Raw genomic sequence first — 16,735 nt, 5'->3', positions numbered from 1 at the left:
TTTTGGGTATAATAAAAGAATATGGATTTTTTAAGTGGTGCCTGACACCACTCGGGAGATATAAAGGGGCATTTGTCTTATGCTGAGAACGAGATTTTTGAAATTATCGACAACAACATTAGAGGATGGGCGTTTTCTGATTAGCGCTCAGGATGAGCATGGGCGTTTTCTTCCACCTTTTGTCTGGAAGGATCTCGTCTTTAGCACCCATGCGGAAAGTTTTTACGGAACGGCGCTTGAGGAAACGTCGGCAGGAAACATCGATGGTGTGACTTTGAACGGCTGGCAGCTTGTTTCGCTGTTTGCCAAAGAGTCATTTAATCGCTTTGTTGAGTGGGATTGGAATGAGGAATCTGAGATTTGTCTGGCCGCCGCTCTCTCCGTTTATGAGGGGATACTTGGGAAGGACTGGCTGCCGGACTTTTCCGTCTGGGGCGAAGCCGACGGTGATTTCCGCTGGAAGCTTCCAGAACGGGTCAAAAAGGAATTTGCCTCCTCCTTTTGGCAGCAGGAAGTTGCCGGCACAGGCAGAGATGCGCGCCAGTACATCTCCGATTTGTTTAACGTGGCGCTTAATACGTATTTAACGCGAAATACAAAAATGAAAGAACTGTTTGGACCCAAGCTTAGCGTTATTAAAAAAACAAAATATCTCCGGCGGCGAGCTGGCGCGCTACTTTGATGAGGAGTCCTGGCTAGAATGGGTCGGCGTGAAAAAAAGCGACGCCCCCTTTACGATTGGCTTGCGGCTTGATGAGCCGCTTGAAGGTGAAGGAGATTGGACGCTGGATATTTTTTTACGTGGAAAAAAGAATCCTGATCAGCTCTTTGATGCCGAAGATGTGAAGCGGATTCCGGTAAAGTGGCGGCCGCATCTCGACCGTGTTGACCGCGAACAGCGCCGCTGGGTACGGCTGATCCCGTGGCTTGGTGAAGAAGAAGCTGGAGCCTTGAAATCCCGGCTAACCGAGGAGGAAGCGTGGTTATTTTTAACAGAGGTAAGTGAAACGCTGCTGGCACTTGATGTGGAAATTCTTCTCCCCTCCTGGTGGCAGGCGATGAAAAATGCCAATTTGCGGGTGAAAGCGGCGCTGAAAGGGACATCGAGCCACCGCCCTTCGTTTGTCGGGCTCGATGCGATGCTTGATTTCAACTGGCGGTTCTCGATGAACGGCGTCGATTTGTCCGAGGAGGAGTTTAACCAGCTGGTCGAGGAAAAACGGCGATTAGTCTATATCCGCGGGCGCTGGGTGAAGCTAGACCCGCAATTTATTCGGCAAATTCAGGATTTGGTGAAACGGGCTGAGAAGGAAGGCTTGCATATCCGTGATTTACTGGAGCAGGAGCTGGTTGAAGCGGCTGAGGCCGAGGAGGAATTGGAAAATCCAAAGGCGTTTGCCAAGATTCAAATTGAGTTGAACCGGCAGTGGAAGCAGATGATGAAGCAATTATCGGAGGTTCTGGAAATCCCGATGATCGAAGTGCCGAGTGGGCTCCAGGGGGAGTTACGGCCGTACCAGCAGCTGGGCATGAGCTGGCTCTGGTTTTTACGGCAATACGGATTCGGCGCCTGCCTCGCCGACGACATGGGCCTCGGAAAAACCATCCAGCTGATTTCCTACTTGCTCAAAGTCAAGGAGGCGAACGATCCTTTGGATAAGGATCCTGCGACATTAAACGTGGTGCCTGACACCACAAAAAGACACAATTCCACCCCAGGTGGACAGTTGGGGATCGAAAGTGTTGCCGAAGATGGTGATAAGGCAGGCATGGTGGCTGATACCGTCCAAGGTGACGATACGGTTTGGGTGTCTGACACCAACTTTGGCAGCGACATTCCTGGTGTGGATAGGGTGCCTGACGCCAAGAAAAATAGGAAGAAAAAGGACATTGCTCCTCCTCCAGAGAAAGCTGTGGCGAAGGCAGCGTTGATAATTTGTCCGACTTCGGTCTTGGGGAACTGGCAGAAGGAGCTGGAGCGGTTTGCGCCGGAGTTGCAGGTTTATTTACACTATGGACCGAACCGTCTGAAAGGTCAGGAATTTTCCAAAATGGTACGGAATGTCGATGTGGTACTGACTTCCTATGGCCTGAGCCATCTCGATTCTGAGGAGTTTGAGTCCATCTTCTGGGGAACGATTGCGATTGACGAGGCGCAGAACATCAAGAATGCCGGTACGAAGCAATCCCGGGCCGTTCGCAGGCTGCGTGGCCGCCATCATATCGCTTTAACAGGGACACCGATGGAGAACCGCCTGTCCGAGTTGTGGTCGATTTTTGATTTTATCAATCACGGCTATCTTGGCAGCCTTAGACAGTTTCAGAAAAAGTTTATTATTCCTATTGAAAAAGAAGAAAATAAAGATAAAATTCAGCAGCTGCAAGCACTGATTCGTCCCTTCCTGCTACGCCGCACGAAAAAGGATGAAGAAGTAGCCCTCAATCTGCCGGATAAGCTGGAGCAAAAGGAATACTGCCCGCTGACAGCAGAGCAGGCATCGCTATATGAGCAGCTGATTCATGATTCGTTTGCGCAGCTTGAACAGCTGTCCGGGTTTGAGCGCAAGGGGCTAATTTTACAAATGCTGAGCCGTTTGAAACAGTTGTGCAATCACCCGGCTCTGTATTTGAAGGAAGATTCGGCAGCTCGCGAACTGCAGCTGCAAGAGCGCTCGAATAAGTTGGAGAAGCTTGTGGAGCTGATCGAGGCGGTGTTGGAGCAGGGCGAAAGCTGTCTCATTTTTACCCAGTACCTCGAGATGGGCGAAATGATCAGGAGTGTATTGAAGAAGAAATTTGCCGTTAATGTACCATTTTTGAATGGCAGTGTGGCCAAGTCGCAGCGGGATATGATGATTGAACAATTCCAGAACGGGGAATTTCCGGTATTTTTGCTGTCGTTGAAAGCCGGGGGGACCGGGTTGAACCTGACAGCTGCGAACCATGTGATTCACTATGACCGCTGGTGGAATCCGGCGGTTGAAAACCAGGCGACCGACCGCGCCTATCGCATCGGCCAATCACGCTTTGTTCATGTCCATAAGCTCATCTGCACTGGCACACTTGAGGAAAAAATAGACGCCATGCTCGAGAAAAAGCAATTTCTCAATGATCAAATTATCCAGAGTGAAAACTGGATCACCGAGCTGTCAACGGAGGAGCTGAAAGATTTGGTGTATTTGGGATAACGGATGTTTATGCCAGGCACTACCGGGGAAAATTCACATGGTAGTGCTAGGCACCTTATGTCTAATAAAAAAATGGTTCCGGGCAAGACTCCCGGAACCATTTTTTTAGTTAAGAACGATGATTTTAACTGTTTTTCGTCCCCAATTTCTTGCTGCATTTTTGGTTGGCAGAAGGACATCAATGATATGACCTTTGATGGCCCCGCCTGTGTCACCGGCGACGGCTACACCATAGCCCTCGACCCAGACTCTTTTTCCCAGTGGAATCACTCGCGGGTCGACCGCAATCAATTTCATATTGGGGTTCTTTTTGATATTATAGCCAGCCGCGGTAATGTAATGTGACTCACCAGGGCTGTAGGCGGTGGCGGTTACGTACATCTCCTCGCCGCTGACAGCCGTACTCGGCTGCGAATCGCCGCCCGCTGACGTTGATGAACCCGACTGCTGTTCACGCGCTTTGGCGTCCTGTTGTTCATGCTTAATTTTTTCCTGAATGTCGTTCATTTGCGATTCAATGCCTGCTTTTTCCTGTTGTGCTAGCTTCATTTGCTGGATAATTCGATCATATTTTTTTTGCATGTCGGCTAAAACTGTTTGCCTTTTTTGCAAATATTGGTTGAGTTTTTGCTGCTGTTCGGCGAGGGTGCTTTGTTCTTTTTCCAGCACCTGCTCTTGGTCATCAATTTCTTTTTTATCCTTTTCGATTTGTTGCAGGTCTTGTTTTTGCGCCGTTAAAATATCCTTATCTGCATCCAATAAGGTTGATGCGGCAGTTACCCGTTGAATGAAATCGCTGATGCTGTCGGCCTCAAATAAGAGATTAATAAAAATGTCGAAGGTATCAGTTTGCTGAAGCGCCACCGCCCGCTTTTTCATAATATCCCTGCGGGCCAGAATATTGTCCTCCAGCTTCACGATTTCCTCCTTTTTCTGTTCGATCAGCTGCTGCACCGCCGTGATTTTTTCCTTCGTTGCTGCCATTTCTTCTTGGTTTTTGGTGATCGAACTATGTATCGTTTGCAATTCCTGCTGAATTGCTTCTATTTCATGATTAACCGATTGCTTTTCTTGCTGCTTCTGTTCTACTAAACTTTGTTTTTCTTGCAGCCTTTGCTTGGCATTACTTAAGGCTTCCTTGTTTGTTTCTGCGTGTGTCACGAGCGTGTCCGATGCACACAGCAAGAGTGTAAGTAACACGAGAATTATACGCTTTATCGTTTTGATCGTCTTGATCGTCACCTGCATACACTTCTCCCTCCTTATTAATCTAGTTATAACAAAACAATATGCCAGCGATGTTACAAAGAGATTAAAAGACCATCACAATTTGTCATATTCCTGTTATTTTCGCTGCTTTTTTGGTGCCTGACACCATAAAAATACACGATTCCACCCCACACGGACATTTTGTTATAATTTCCCATCAATAGACGACAAAAAGGTTCCGGAGGATCACGCTTCCGGAACCTTTTTGTTGTGTTTGTTATTTGGTGACTTTGATTGTGAGTTTTTTTGCTTCGGCTAAGACTCCTGCTTGTTTCTTTTTTACTTGGCTCATTTTTCTTTTCGGCATTTGTACTAAGTAGGAAACCCTTTTTCCCTCTTTGATCAACAGATTACGGAATGCATCGAAAACTTCCTCTTCCGATAGTTCTTTTTGACCTGTTTCAATCTCTATTTTCTGATGTTGGTAGGTAAAATAAATGTTATGCTCATGGAGGTTGAAAATGATACCTGCCGAATTAAGCGAAATACTCTCATAGTGAAACTTTGCGGTCACTTGAGGTGGCTGAAATGATAGCAGGACCGCGTCATAAAAGTCAGGCTTCCTAGTAATCTGCCATTCCCGCTCTCCCACTTTGTCACCAATAAAAAATAGAGAACCCGTTGTCATAACCCCCAAATATATTTGATTATGATGCATTCTCTGTCTATTTCGACATCCTTCGTCATTTACCTGCCGTGACCAATAATCATTCACTAGATTGTGCATAACTTTCACGGTTTTATTTGTGCGAATTGCGCACAACTAATTTTCATGGTTTCTTTTCCCGTTAAGTTAAGGACAGGAATGTTAAAAACGGCGGTGAATAAGATGACTATTGCAGAAAAATTACGGATGCTTCGCGAAAAACAAAACTGGTCTCAGGAAACCTTATCAAAAATGATTAATTTACATCGTTCCACGATCAGTCGCTATGAAACAGGAAAAACGATCCCCAACGAAGAAACATTACTTAAGTTTGCAGAGGTATATAAAGTCGGAAAAGACTTTTTTAAAGATAGCAAGGAACAACAGGAGCCCAACACGGACCATGCGGGGTTTATCATGAAGGAAGGGCCGGCCGACCCCGATATGGCGATCATTCACCAGCTGCTTGCGGATCATCCGGAAATGAAAAAAGCGCTTGTAGAGTTTCAACTATTGCCTCCGAAACGGAAGGCATACGCAATTGACGCCCTCAATGACTTCATTAAACTGTTGAATCACAAGCACAAAGGCAAGATGTAGCTGGCAGTGAAGTTCCAGGGTATGTGGACGGCAAATTACGTTGCATCAAAGAAGCCGCTGAACGGACGAGTTCAGCGGCTTCTTTTTAAAAAGCAGGGGGGTTTTCTAAAAGTTTACCCATTTGGGAAATTTATATACAGGCAGGTAGTAATTTTTAATTCTTGAATAAATGAAAACTCGCCGACTGGTGAGTCCTTAAGGACGGTTCATGAGGCGTAGTTGAATGTAAGTGACATAGGAAAGTAAAAAATGAAAAAATTTTACACTTTCCTATTAGTCCACCAGGCAGCGCAAAATCAGCGCTGCACCACAAAGAATGAAAATAGTTATACTTTCATGGTAGCTAAAAAAATTCCGACAAAATGCTGTCGGAATGTCAAATTATGAGGAAGCTATTGAGGATTTGTGTTGATTTTCTTTTCAATGGAAGGAGGGTTTAAGGGGAATTTAGAGTTGTGCTCATTGATGATTTGGGATTTTTTCCTGCCTTTTCCGCAGTTGTTTGGAGTATATTTGGGCTGGGCCCCGCTCCCTAAGTTCAAGCTGCTGCTCCCTTACAAGCCATTCTAACTGGCTGACACGCTTCTGCAAGCTGTAAACATTGTTATTGGCTTTTCCCACCATTTTAATTAAACTTTCCAGTAGCTGTTCAAGATTACTGGCATCCTTCTGATTAAAATGCATACTCTTCCTCCTTTTTGGCGCTCACAGCCGCCGCCGCAGGTTTTGCGTAGGTTTCCCTTTGGTCTGTTTGTGATGCTGCTGGGGCGGTTGTTTGTGTTTCTACCGTTACCGCGTTGGATGCAGCCGATGCCGTTTGGGCACCAGCTGTATCCCCGAATGCTCTTTCGGAGACTAATTGCGCCCTCGTTGTATCATTAACCGTTTGCGTTTCCGCCCCTACCGCTGCTGTTGCTGCTGGGGCGGCCTGCGATTCCGCCGGGGCTGTTCGTGATGCTACTGGTGCTTCGTGCACTGCCGCTGGAGCCGTTTGCGTTTCTAAAGTGGCCGGGGGCGTTTGCGGCCTGCTGCTCAGAAAACGAACAGTTTCAGCGACTACCTCGGTGACATAAATTCGTTTTCCCTCTCTGTTATCATAATGCCGGGTTTGCAGCCGCCCTGTGATTCCGAGCAGTGAGCCCTTTCAACAATAGTAGCATGTGTTTTCGGCAGCCTTGCGCCAAAGAGTGCACTGGACAAAATCCGTGTCAATTTCGCCATGATGATTGCGAAAGTTGCGGTTTACCGCGAGGATAATCTGGGTTACCGATGTGCCTTCGGCTGTTGATTTTAGCTCTGGATTCCTCGTCAAACGGCCGACAAGCGTAACTTGATTGATCAAGACGTCAACTCCTTTTGCGTTTGATAATTTCATCATAGCCCCCGGACCGTATGCGTGTAAAACTGCGAAATGACCGCCATTGAGGGGAGAAATGAATAGAAAACAGCGACTTCACAGCGTTTTTGTAAATTTGAGAGTATCTAACCGGTCTAATACTCATTCTTTTCATCTCTGATAAAGATTTTTCGACATTCCCTTTGAAGTGTCATATGTTATAATGAGGAAAAATAAGTCAGGAGAGTGTCGATGAAAACATTTAAGCTTTTCTCTTTGGATGTTTTGGAAGATAATCAATCTGTTGAAGTTCCCCTAGAAGATGGTTTGGCGCTTAATAAGGAAGACGAGCACAACACCTGGCTGCTTGAGGCTTACACTTATTTGGATCTTTATGATTTTTTCAATAAAATTTACAGTGAAAATCGCGAAATTATTGTCGAAGCCAAGATTACCAAAAGGGAGAATGCCCCGGCTTATTTTCAAACGAAGATTTGCTCCTTGCTTAAATTTGAACAGCACATCAGCGTCCTGTTGGAGGGGCACCTGCGCCGTAATAGAAGCGATTACTCTGAACTATTGCTCGAAAACCTGCTGCAAAAAGGGCTTGAGGGACAGGCACTGCTGGCTGAATTTAAAGAAAAAATGAAGAGCAAACCGAAACTTAAGGTAAAAAATTGAAACCAGGGGACGTTTCTTCGCAGTTTGAAAGCGAAAGAACCGGCCCCCTGCCTGTCTTTACTCATCCTTATTATCACGGTCGTTCCGGTCGATATCATCCTCAATTATTTCTTCGTTCTTGGTGTTGCTGTCCTTCATTGGATCCTTATCGGTGTCGGTGTTTTTGTCCTCCGCCGGACTGAAATTGTCGTCATTGTTAATGACGTTGTTTCCATCATTTGGGGTAACATCGTATTTAGTATTGGTCGGCGCCATATCCCTGTCATTGTTGTAATTGGTATTTACAGACGGCGGCGGATTTTGATCATTATTATCATTGTTACAGCCGGCCAGCACCATGCTGGAAAGTAAAGAGCAGACAAACATGAACAATAGCCTTCTTTTCATATAAAAAACTCCTTTCAAATAAATTTTTACAAGTATAGCTTCCCCTGCAATTTGAAATATGTTACAGGAACATTTTTACAACTTAATTTGGTTTTTCAAAAAGTTCCGCCATTATAAAAAACGGCAAAAATCGTTCAAATCCGGTTAAAAGCAATGTCTTCAACTTTATCCCTCGCTCTACTTTTTACATTTTTATATAATGTTTTTATTGAAACCAGCTGAAAACCGTCAAAGTGGTTTTACAGAAGGGAATATATAGTTGTACATTGCTATCACTTTTATTAGTGGGTATTTTATCAGAACCATATAACACACTTGAGCTTCAGACATAGAAAGGGTGGAAGAATACTGTGACGCCGTTTACTGAAAAAACCATTAAGATTATTCGAAGTATTCCTGTCGGTAAAGTAATGACCTATGGACAAATCGCCAAACTCGCCGGGAGTCCCCGCGCTGCCCGCCAGGTTGTCCGTATTCTGCATTCAATGAGCCGCTCCTATCGGCTGCCATGGCACCGGGTCGTAAACGCCAAAGGAGCAATCGCCATCCAAGACGACGAATCCTACAATGAGCAATGGTTTTCCCTTGAAGCCGAAGGGGTAAAGATAGGCCTGCATGGAATGATTGACTTGGAAAAATACCAGTGGCACCCTGATGGGAATGATGGTATTGGTTAATTCTTATTCATCAGAAACCAGCCTTTTCTGGTGAAGTGGAAAACCGATTGGTAAACGGGCAATCGCCGTGGGTCACAGTGGAAAATCTGATGGATGATTAACAAATTGACGATATTTGTATTTTAGTCATTTTTATAGAGACAAATGGCGCTGGCATTCACCAAAAACGTCTCGGTAAAATCCACATGACTCCAAAAAGCAGCCGCAAATATAGAAAAAAATAACACCCATTTTAGGTGTTATTTTCTATGGCCAGAATCAGCCTATTTCCACTTCGTAAAGATGTTCTTTACTTTTTTTACTGGGATTTGCGAGCCGCCGCGTTTCTGGACATTTTCGACCATCATCGCAATCAGCAAATCCGGTTTTTCTGGGTTGTAGGCTATGAACCAACCGTTTTCCGTTCCGGTTTGGCCCTGCTTCTGCTTGATTTCCGCAGTTCCCGTTTTACCAGCAAGCGGGTAGCCTTTCATATCGGCTGCATGGGCCGTCCCATGTGGATCAGCAACCACCCGCCGCAAATCCGCCGCTATTAAGGCTGCATGGTCCGCGGATACAACCGCTTCCTGGAACACTTGTCCCTGCTTGTCAGCCGCTAACAATATTGGCTTAATCATATTACCCTTGTTGATAAATGCTGTATAAGCGGACATCAAATGGACGATACTCATCTGAATTTGTCCCTGTCCGTAACCGGAATCGGCCAGCAATATCTCATTATCGAGCCCGCCAATCTTGGAAACCTCAAGCGGATACGGATAATCAAGTTCGCTTTCGAAGCCGAACTTTTTCAATCCGGCGGAAAAATGGGCTTTCCTAATTTTCAGCGCCGCCTGGGCAAAATAAATATTATCGGAGTACACGAATGCTTTTTCGAGATTCATAGGGCTTCCGGAGTGAACCCGGGTTACATAGTATCGGCCCCAAGATTTATCTTTTTGCCATTTCAGGCCGTTGATGGCGACACCTTGATTCGGTTTAATTGAGCCGCTTTCCAGTCCGACTGCCGCGGTAATTGGTTTCATCACCGAGCCGGGGGCAAATACCTGACTAAACCGTGTTAATAATGGCTTCTGCTTGTCATCCTGAAGTTTCTTCCATTCGCCTGAGGTGAATCCGAGCATCGCCTGATTGGGGTCAAACGACGGAGTGGAAACCAATGCCAGCGTTTCCCCGGTGACCGGATTCATCGCGGCCGCGGTCCCGGCATTCTTGCCCATTTCATCATAAATGACCGACTGCAAATCGGCATCGATCGTTAACTTAATATTCTTTCCATCAACAACCGACTTTTCCGCCAGCAGGTCTTCCGAGCCATCAGCCTTCTTGATCGAGATTTTAACCCCGCTCGTGCCTTTCAACTGTTCATCAAATACCTGCTCGAGCCCGCGGACACCAATTACATCACCAGCTGTGTAGCCTTTGTCCTTCAATTTTTCCAGTTTTTCTGCGGTAATCGGGCCTACATAGCCGATCAGCTGAGCTGCGGCTTTGCCATATGGATACACCCGCGCCTCAACCTTACGGGTTTGCACCGGCTTGAGCGCCACTAGCTGAGCAATCCGCTGTTTATCTTCCATCGAGACTTTTTTCAGAGGGACAAACATCCCTTTTTGCACCCAGCTTGCCTCAAGTTCCTTCGTAATCTCTTCCTTCGACATTTTGAGGAGCTTAGACAACGGGTCAAGGACAGAATTATCCAAGTCACCGGCGACAACACCGACCTCGTACACTTGGCCGTTTGCCGCTAAACTGTTGCCATAGCGGTCGAGGATTTCTCCTCGTTTCGGCTGGATGGTGTTCAGGCTGATCTTATCGCCTGCTTTTAGCTGTGGAAAAATGAACCCTGTATTCCAATCAACATACCAGTTTTTCTTATCGTTCTTTTCTTCCTTCTTGAGATTAGCCTTGTAGGTAAATGAAATAGGGCCTGCAAGGCTATCCATTTTGGCGCTGAATGTATAATCGGCTTTTTCCTTATCTGCCTGGTTATCGTCTTTTGGTTTCTTGAAGGTAAGTTTAAGATGGGTAATCTGTAAATCACTGTAGATTTTTTTATATCGGCCTGTAAATTCCTCTTTAGAGACTTTCTTTTTTGCACTATTCGAAAGGTAATCATACATCTTATCAAACTTTTGCTGATTCCATAAATTTATGTACTCTGCAAAGCGATCCTGCGGTGTTGGTTCCTTACTGCAGCCCGCTATAACAAGAATAAGCACCGCTGTCAGCAGCACCCCAACAAGCTTTTTCACAACAAAATCCCTCCTTGCTTTTACTTTACCCCATTCTACCACACAATAATGGTGGCAAGTAACCGAGAAAGGCGGAGGGGCCTTGTAAGCCACGGCTTGACGAGACATATAATTAAAATTGCAGGGACTTGTAAAATACTTACAAAATGTCCATCCCACGCGGACAAGTGTCCACGGATGGTGTCAGGCACCATGTGAAATTTTCACAAACTTTCTTGTTTTACATTTCTTCCTTTACTTGCGGGGATTTTTTTGCGGCATAAAAAAAGAGGAAAGTTGTTTTCCTCTTCCCCTTTGAGCTTGTGTTTGCTTCCGTATAGTGCTTTGCTTCTATTAGCAGTTTGCACTGAATATCGAAAGCCGCACGATCCATTTTTGGTTGCCAGCCTTTGTTTTGTCAGATGCTTGCTGGATTATGAATTGGTCTTTTCAGTTGAGTTTGAAGATTCGTCTTCACCTGAAGACTTGTTGCCATCGGTGTTCTTGTCACTGTCAGTGGACTTGTCTTCGCCACTGGACTTGTCGTTTTCGATGGACTTGCCGTCTTCAACAGACTTGTCACTGTCGACTGACTTCTCATCTTTAGACTTCTCAGAATTATCGAGTTCTGTTTGCTCGGATTTTGGTGTTTCCATTGTCTTTTTCACATTCGATACATTGTCTTCCAATAAGGCGCTTACTGGTTTGTCGAAGTATTTCGTTGGATTCACCGCTACGCCATCTTTGCGAATTTCAAAGTGAACATGTGTGCCGGCTTTCTCATTGAACAGGCTTTGTCCTGCTTTGGCGATCACATCACCTTGTTTGACCACGTCGTTAACTGCGACTTTAATATCTTTCACAGATTGATATTGTGTTACAATACCATTGGCATGTTCGATTTCAATCACATTGCCGAGAACAGCGTCTTGATCATCTACACGGACAACCTTTCCGCCTAAAGATGCAACAACATCAAAAGTTTTGCCATTGGGCATTGTGATGTCAACACCAGTGTTCGGTGAATACGTATTATTGTAAAATACGAGAGCTGCTTCCTGATCTGCTGCTTTTGCATTAAAATCATAGAATTTTGTTTTAATCACAGCAGACTTTGCGTTTGCCACTGGCATTTTGAAGTTTTCCAATGATTTGTTGACTTCAACGGCCGGCGGATTCTTTTTACCAGTCAAATCAGTAGACTTATAATGATACTTGTCCGTGTTATTGCTTGCTGACTGGTACCAAAGGACTCCGGTTAAAATGATTGCTGCGCTAACAATATAAATGGCTGGAAACACCCAACGCTTTTTGAAGAAGCGTTTTACTTTTGAACCTTGAGAAGATCGTTTATTTTCTTCCTCTCTCATTTTCATCACCTCAGCAATCATTGTGAACAGATAAGTAGAATTATATACACATGGTTGGAAAAATTTTTTATTTTTTGTCAGGGCTGAGGTTTTTATGCATGTATTTTGAAAAAAAATCCGTTAAGGAGGATCTTTTGATGAAAAATAGCTTAAAATGGGCGCTTCGCCTGCTGCCCTTGCTGTATATGGCGGCGGTTTGGATTCAGTCAAGCCTGCCGGCGGATCAGTTCGTCAAGCTGCCGGATTCGGCGCTCGACCACACGATTAAGGAATCCTTACATTTAATTGAGTTCGCGATCCTTTATGTATTGCTGGTACTGGCGTTTTTAACACGGCGGCGAATGTTTACGGCTGCTTTGAATGTCAGTTGTGCCTTGTTTGCCGCCCTATATGGGATCAGCGACGAAATCCATCAATCATTTTATCCGTACCGCTCCGCTTCCTTATTTGATTTGGTTAAGGACTTTACGGGGATTGCTGTGTGCTTCTATTTTATTCGCAGAGCGCTGTTCGGCGGAAAGTTTGCGAAGCTTGGGAGGGTACTGGGCCGAGTACGCGGGCTTGGGGGATCATGATTTTTGAGCCTGAATTTTTGGGCATTTATCGAAGGATTGTCACCCGTTACCTACCCCGGAACTCTTGTTACCAATCATTTTTTCGCTTTACCGGCAAGCTACTTTTGTCAACCGAGTTTCCCACATTACCGGAAGGCAGGTACTACCACCAATCACAATCTATCACACCCCTACACAGCCAAAAAGCCGGGCATTAAGCCTGGCTTCCGTCTATTTTTGCGCTGTGATTGTTTGCAGCATGTTGTCGGCGGAGGTGATTTGCACCCCTTGGTAGTAGTGCTTGACGATTTCCTTATAGTTCTTACCCTGGGCTGCCATTCCGTTGGCGCCGTATTGGCTCATCCCAACGCCGTGACCGAAGCCCTTTGTGGTAATCACAATTTTGTTGCCCTTCCGCTCCCAGGCAAAGTCCGTCGACCTTAAATCAAGTTTTTCGCGAATCGCTTTGCCGGTTAGAATTTTTCCATTAAAATCGACCTTGGCCACGCGCTTGCCTTTCGTTCTGGCGATAATTTTTCCAATCGTGCCTCCTGAACCGACCTTCACGCCAAGCCGAGCTTCAAACTGTGAAATCGGAATTTCCATTTTAGACATGAACTTCTCCGTTCCTCTATCCCAAGGGCTTGAGACACTTTTTAGGTAAGGAATAGAACCGCCCCATAATTCTTCGGAACTTTCCGTGTAGCCGTTGCTCGTGGAAAAAAACAAGGCATCAATTGGTTTATTCTTATAGGTTAAAATTTGCCCGCTTGTCGCGCGCACAGCTTCTTGGACCCGTTTCTTTTTCCAGGCATAGTCCTTGCCCCAATCCCGTCGCTGCTCGGCATCGTTTTTGTACACTTGGTGGAGCTGGGTATCGGTAACCAAAGCACCTTTAGCTAAAGCACTTTTAGGCATCCCCAGTTGAGTCTTGCTAATCAACCGGTTGACAATATAGGTTCTCGCTGCCAGCGCCTGGGCTTTGAGGGCCTCTTCGTTAAAATCTGCCGGCATTTCTGCAGCTACAACACCGACAAGATAATCTTCCAGTTTCACTTTTTCAATTTTCGATTGAGCCGAACGAAACACGGCGACCTCGATTGCTGCTTCTTTTTTGGAGGAAGATACCGTTTTACTGGTACTTGCCTTGCCCTTAGCGAGCTCCTCCCCTAATTTGCCGCTTGCCTTACCGTCGTTAAACGGCAGGACCAACACGGCAGGTATTACTAAAGTCAAGGCAAAGAGAATTGATGCAAGTACGATGAATGGTTTGAATTTTTCCATGATTGTGCCTCCAGAATGAAAATTGACGCCGAACTCGTGCCTGGGCCCGGGTGCGTCTCATTAAAACATATGGAGGCGGACAAGCATTTATGACAATTAATTTGGGGTAATAGCAACTGTCCTCCCCACGTGGACAAATGTCCACGAACGGTGTCAGGCACCATGTGAAAATTTCACATAGTACCGTTAGTGGCGGCAAACTGTAACTACTAAAATGCAGACTCGATACCAAAGCTGAAACGAAGCTAAAAAAACGCCGAGCTGCATTAAAAAACAGGACCTGCTTTATACCAGGTCCTGTTGCTTTGGTTTTTCCGTAACTATTGACTTTTTACGCGTTGAGGTCAGTGACATATTTGGGTAGTTCGACGAAGGTTTCTTCTGCTTCTTTTACGCGTTCAATGTCCGCACCTAATGCAGCAAGCTTCTCGTGGAAGTTGACGTATCCACGATCCAAGTGTTTCAGTTCGGTCACACGTGTTACACCATCAGCAACAAGCCCGGTTAAAATCAAGGCAGCTGCAGCTCGAAGGTCCGTTGCAGAAACTTCCGCACCTTGTAAATCAGAAGGACCAGTTAAAATAACCGAACGACCTTCAATTTTAATGTCGGCATTCATGCGACGGAATTCCTCCACATGCATGAAGCGATTTTCAAATACGGTTTCCGTAATCATGGAAGTACCTTCTGCCCGTAGCAGGAGGGCCATCATTTGCGATTGCATATCGGTTGGGAAACCAGGATGCGGCATCGTTTTAATATCAACTGCCTTCAAATGTTCCGGACCGATGACACGGACACCATCCGCTTCTTCGATTATCGTGACACCCATTTCCTCCATTTTCGCAATTAAGGAAGATAGATGCTCCGGAACAGCCCCTTGAACCAGTACATTTCCGCCGGTAATCGCTGCCGCCACCATAAAGGTCCCCGCTTCAATCCGATCTGGAATAATCGTATGGTCGGCACCAAATAACACATCTACGCCTTCAATTCTGATTGTCCCTGTACCGGCACCTTTGACACGACCACCCATTTTATTCAAAAAGTTGGCCAAATCAACGATTTCCGGTTCTTTTGCGGCGTTTTCAATCGTCGTTGTCCCTTGAGCAAGGGAAGCCGCCATCATGATATTCTCAGTTGCACCAACACTTGGGAAATCCAAATAAACCTTTGCGCCCTGAAGACGGCCGTTTACTTCTGCTTCAATAAAGCCATTTCCCACTTTTACCTTGGCACCCATGGCTTCAAAGCCTTTCAAATGCTGGTCAATTGGCCGGGAGCCAATGGCACAGCCACCAGGAAGAGCGACTCGGGCACGACCATTCCGTGCCAATAATGATCCCATGACAAGTACAGACGCGCGCATTTTTCGAACGTATTCGAACGGCGCTTCTTCTTTCAACACTCTGGATGCATCAACAAACACTGTATTATTGTCAAAATGTACTTCTGCATTTAAATTGCGTAGCACTTCATTAATTGTGTATACATCGGAGAGTGTAGGTACATCACGTATTACACTTTTTCCGTCACTTGCTAATAATGTTGCAGCGATAACAGGCAGGACGGCGTTTTTTGCGCCTTCAACTTTTACCGTTCCATAAAGCCTTTTTCCGCCGCGGACGATGATCTTTTCCAAGAGTATTCCCCTCCGCGTCCATTTTCTCTATATTAATATTCAATCGTAATAATAGGTGTTCCTACGATAATGGTTGTCCCAACGCCCAATCCTTCGGAACGCGCACCAATTTGTAAATTCATTTTCCCAATAGAATTGATAAATTTTGGTGATGCAGCCGAAACTGATAGGAATGTCTCCTCTTTCAGGGACTCGATTTCTTTTGCGTCAAAACTGGTTAATAATGCATCCACTGTCTTCATTACAGACGATTCAATCTTATCACTGACTTTGCCTTCCATACAAGAAAAAACTGTCGGTTTTCCCCGAAATATGCCAGATAGCTTATGTTTAAAATCTTCGGTCGTGAAAAAAGCTGCCGCTGGCTTGTTCCACTCTTTTCCACTCACACGATAAATAATATACGCATTAATAGGTTGTTTTGTGTGGGTTGCCATAATTTGAAGCATTTCATTGTGGTGTTGAGATGTTGGAGATACCGCTGTTATTTCCCACTTTTGTGCGGTTTTGTGAATCGCCCAGTCCCATGTGGGAAACCTTCGTTGAAGCCTATTCGCGTATTCCTGTACTTCTTTTTCACTTTTGAAGCCTGTTAATTGTTCGCGTGCATAGAAAGACCAACTTTTTAGCAGAATATGTTCGTGATGAAGGATCAAGCCGATTTTCGCTAAATCGTTGACACTTTCCGTTGGAAAAAGTGTTCCGCCTGCGCCGCTGGATTTTTCAGTTTGAAACAAATTCAGGCCCCCGACTGCCTCGGTTTGCTGGTTCCCAATTACAACCAGGATTAAACATATTAGGATTATCAGGCATAAAAAATTTCCTTTCATCTCTCTTCTCCCCCTTACTACCAGTGTTTCCAAGGAG

16 protein-coding genes and 1 pseudogene are annotated in these 16,735 nt (G+C 45.4%); 6 read left to right on the top strand and 11 right to left on the bottom strand.

The genetic code is table 11. The annotated features are described in order from the left end of the window. Positions 1-79 precede the first annotated feature (79 nt). Together RCG24_RS18120 and RCG24_RS18115 are read left to right on the top strand one after the other, a co-directional pair. Positions 80-682: a hypothetical protein gene (locus RCG24_RS18120; protein WP_308077648.1), complete on the top strand. Its 603-nt coding sequence runs from the start codon at positions 80-82 to the stop codon at positions 680-682. Next, positions 615-3,188: a DEAD/DEAH box helicase gene (locus tag RCG24_RS18115; protein WP_308077647.1), complete on the top strand. Its 2,574-nt coding sequence runs from the start codon at positions 615-617 to the stop codon at positions 3,186-3,188. Before RCG24_RS18120 ends, RCG24_RS18115 begins: the two co-directional genes overlap by 68 nt. A 105-nt stretch (positions 3,189-3,293) precedes the next feature. On the opposite strand, the gene RCG24_RS18110 is transcribed toward RCG24_RS18115, so the two are convergent. Both RCG24_RS18110 and RCG24_RS18105 read right to left on the bottom strand, forming a co-directional pair. After that, entirely contained in the window at positions 3,294-4,436 is a 1,143-nt protein-coding gene (locus RCG24_RS18110; RefSeq protein WP_308077646.1) for a 3D domain-containing protein, read from the bottom strand. Positions 4,437-4,674: 238 nt separating this feature from the next. After that, positions 4,675-5,085, bottom strand: a complete 411-nt coding sequence (locus RCG24_RS18105; RefSeq protein WP_308077645.1) for a hypothetical protein — start codon at positions 5,083-5,085, stop codon at positions 4,675-4,677. Positions 5,086-5,262: 177 nt separating this feature from the next. Between RCG24_RS18105 and RCG24_RS18100 the strand changes: the two genes are divergently transcribed. Further along, positions 5,263-5,703, top strand: a complete 441-nt coding sequence (locus RCG24_RS18100; protein ID WP_308077644.1) for a helix-turn-helix domain-containing protein — start codon at positions 5,263-5,265, stop codon at positions 5,701-5,703. A 459-nt stretch (positions 5,704-6,162) separates the two neighbouring features. Here the strand turns inward: RCG24_RS18100 and RCG24_RS18095 are convergent, their stop codons facing one another. The 3 genes and pseudogenes from RCG24_RS18095 to ssb all read right to left on the bottom strand — a co-directional run. Continuing rightward, positions 6,163-6,387, bottom strand: a complete 225-nt coding sequence (locus RCG24_RS18095) for a hypothetical protein (protein ID WP_308077643.1) — start codon at positions 6,385-6,387, stop codon at positions 6,163-6,165. Continuing rightward, entirely contained in the window at positions 6,377-6,679 is a 303-nt protein-coding gene (locus tag RCG24_RS18090; protein WP_308079238.1) for a hypothetical protein, read from the bottom strand. The genes RCG24_RS18095 and RCG24_RS18090 overlap by 11 nt, the downstream gene beginning before the upstream one ends. A gap of 42 nt (positions 6,680-6,721) precedes the next feature. Further along, positions 6,722-7,045 (bottom strand): annotated as a pseudogene (ssb, locus tag RCG24_RS18085) (single-stranded DNA-binding protein); the annotation flags it as partial. Between the two features lie 246 nt (positions 7,046-7,291). On the opposite strand from ssb, the gene RCG24_RS18080 reads away from it, so the two are divergent. Further along, on the top strand, positions 7,292-7,720 hold the full coding sequence (locus RCG24_RS18080; protein WP_308077642.1) for a YwpF family protein: 429 nt from the start codon (positions 7,292-7,294) through the stop codon (positions 7,718-7,720). A gap of 57 nt (positions 7,721-7,777) precedes the next feature. On the opposite strand, the gene RCG24_RS18075 is transcribed toward RCG24_RS18080, so the two are convergent. Then, entirely contained in the window at positions 7,778-8,107 is a 330-nt protein-coding gene (locus tag RCG24_RS18075; protein ID WP_308077641.1) for a hypothetical protein, read from the bottom strand. Between the two features lie 350 nt (positions 8,108-8,457). On the opposite strand from RCG24_RS18075, the gene RCG24_RS18070 reads away from it, so the two are divergent. After that, complete coding sequence (locus RCG24_RS18070; protein WP_308077640.1) at positions 8,458-8,784, top strand: MGMT family protein; 327 nt, start codon at positions 8,458-8,460, stop codon at positions 8,782-8,784. Between the two features lie 263 nt (positions 8,785-9,047). On the opposite strand, the gene RCG24_RS18065 is transcribed toward RCG24_RS18070, so the two are convergent. Both RCG24_RS18065 and RCG24_RS18060 read right to left on the bottom strand, forming a co-directional pair. Next, entirely contained in the window at positions 9,048-11,039 is a 1,992-nt protein-coding gene (locus tag RCG24_RS18065) for a penicillin-binding transpeptidase domain-containing protein (protein WP_308077639.1), read from the bottom strand. A 413-nt stretch (positions 11,040-11,452) separates the two neighbouring features. Continuing rightward, positions 11,453-12,409, bottom strand: coding sequence for a stage II sporulation protein SpoIIQ (locus tag RCG24_RS18060; protein ID WP_308077638.1), 957 nt, complete (start codon positions 12,407-12,409; stop codon positions 11,453-11,455). Between the two features lie 29 nt (positions 12,410-12,438). Between RCG24_RS18060 and RCG24_RS18055 the strand changes: the two genes are divergently transcribed. Further along, positions 12,439-12,963, top strand: coding sequence for a VanZ family protein (locus RCG24_RS18055; protein WP_308077637.1), 525 nt, complete (start codon positions 12,439-12,441; stop codon positions 12,961-12,963). Between the two features lie 210 nt (positions 12,964-13,173). Here RCG24_RS18055 and spoIID read toward each other — a convergent pair whose 3' ends face one another. The 3 genes from spoIID to RCG24_RS18040 form a co-directional block, all read right to left on the bottom strand. After that, positions 13,174-14,226 (bottom strand): stage II sporulation protein D, encoded by a 1,053-nt coding sequence (gene spoIID, locus RCG24_RS18050; RefSeq protein ID WP_308077636.1) that lies wholly within the window; start codon positions 14,224-14,226, stop codon positions 13,174-13,176. A 331-nt stretch (positions 14,227-14,557) separates the two neighbouring features. After that, a complete protein-coding gene (gene murA, locus RCG24_RS18045) occupies positions 14,558-15,868 on the bottom strand; it encodes a UDP-N-acetylglucosamine 1-carboxyvinyltransferase (RefSeq protein WP_202653028.1) in 1,311 nt (436 codons plus the stop codon). 32 nt (positions 15,869-15,900) lie between these two features. Next, complete coding sequence (locus RCG24_RS18040; protein ID WP_308077635.1) at positions 15,901-16,698, bottom strand: YwmB family TATA-box binding protein; 798 nt, start codon at positions 16,696-16,698, stop codon at positions 15,901-15,903. Positions 16,699-16,735: the final 37 nt, after the last annotated feature.

Source organism: Neobacillus sp. OS1-32 (assembly GCF_030915425.1).
In the GTDB taxonomy this organism is placed as follows: domain Bacteria; phylum Bacillota; class Bacilli; order Bacillales; family Cytobacillaceae; genus Neobacillus; species Neobacillus paridis.
The sequence above is the reverse complement of the archived record's forward strand: the minus strand, read 5'-3'. Positions and strand labels throughout refer to the sequence as shown.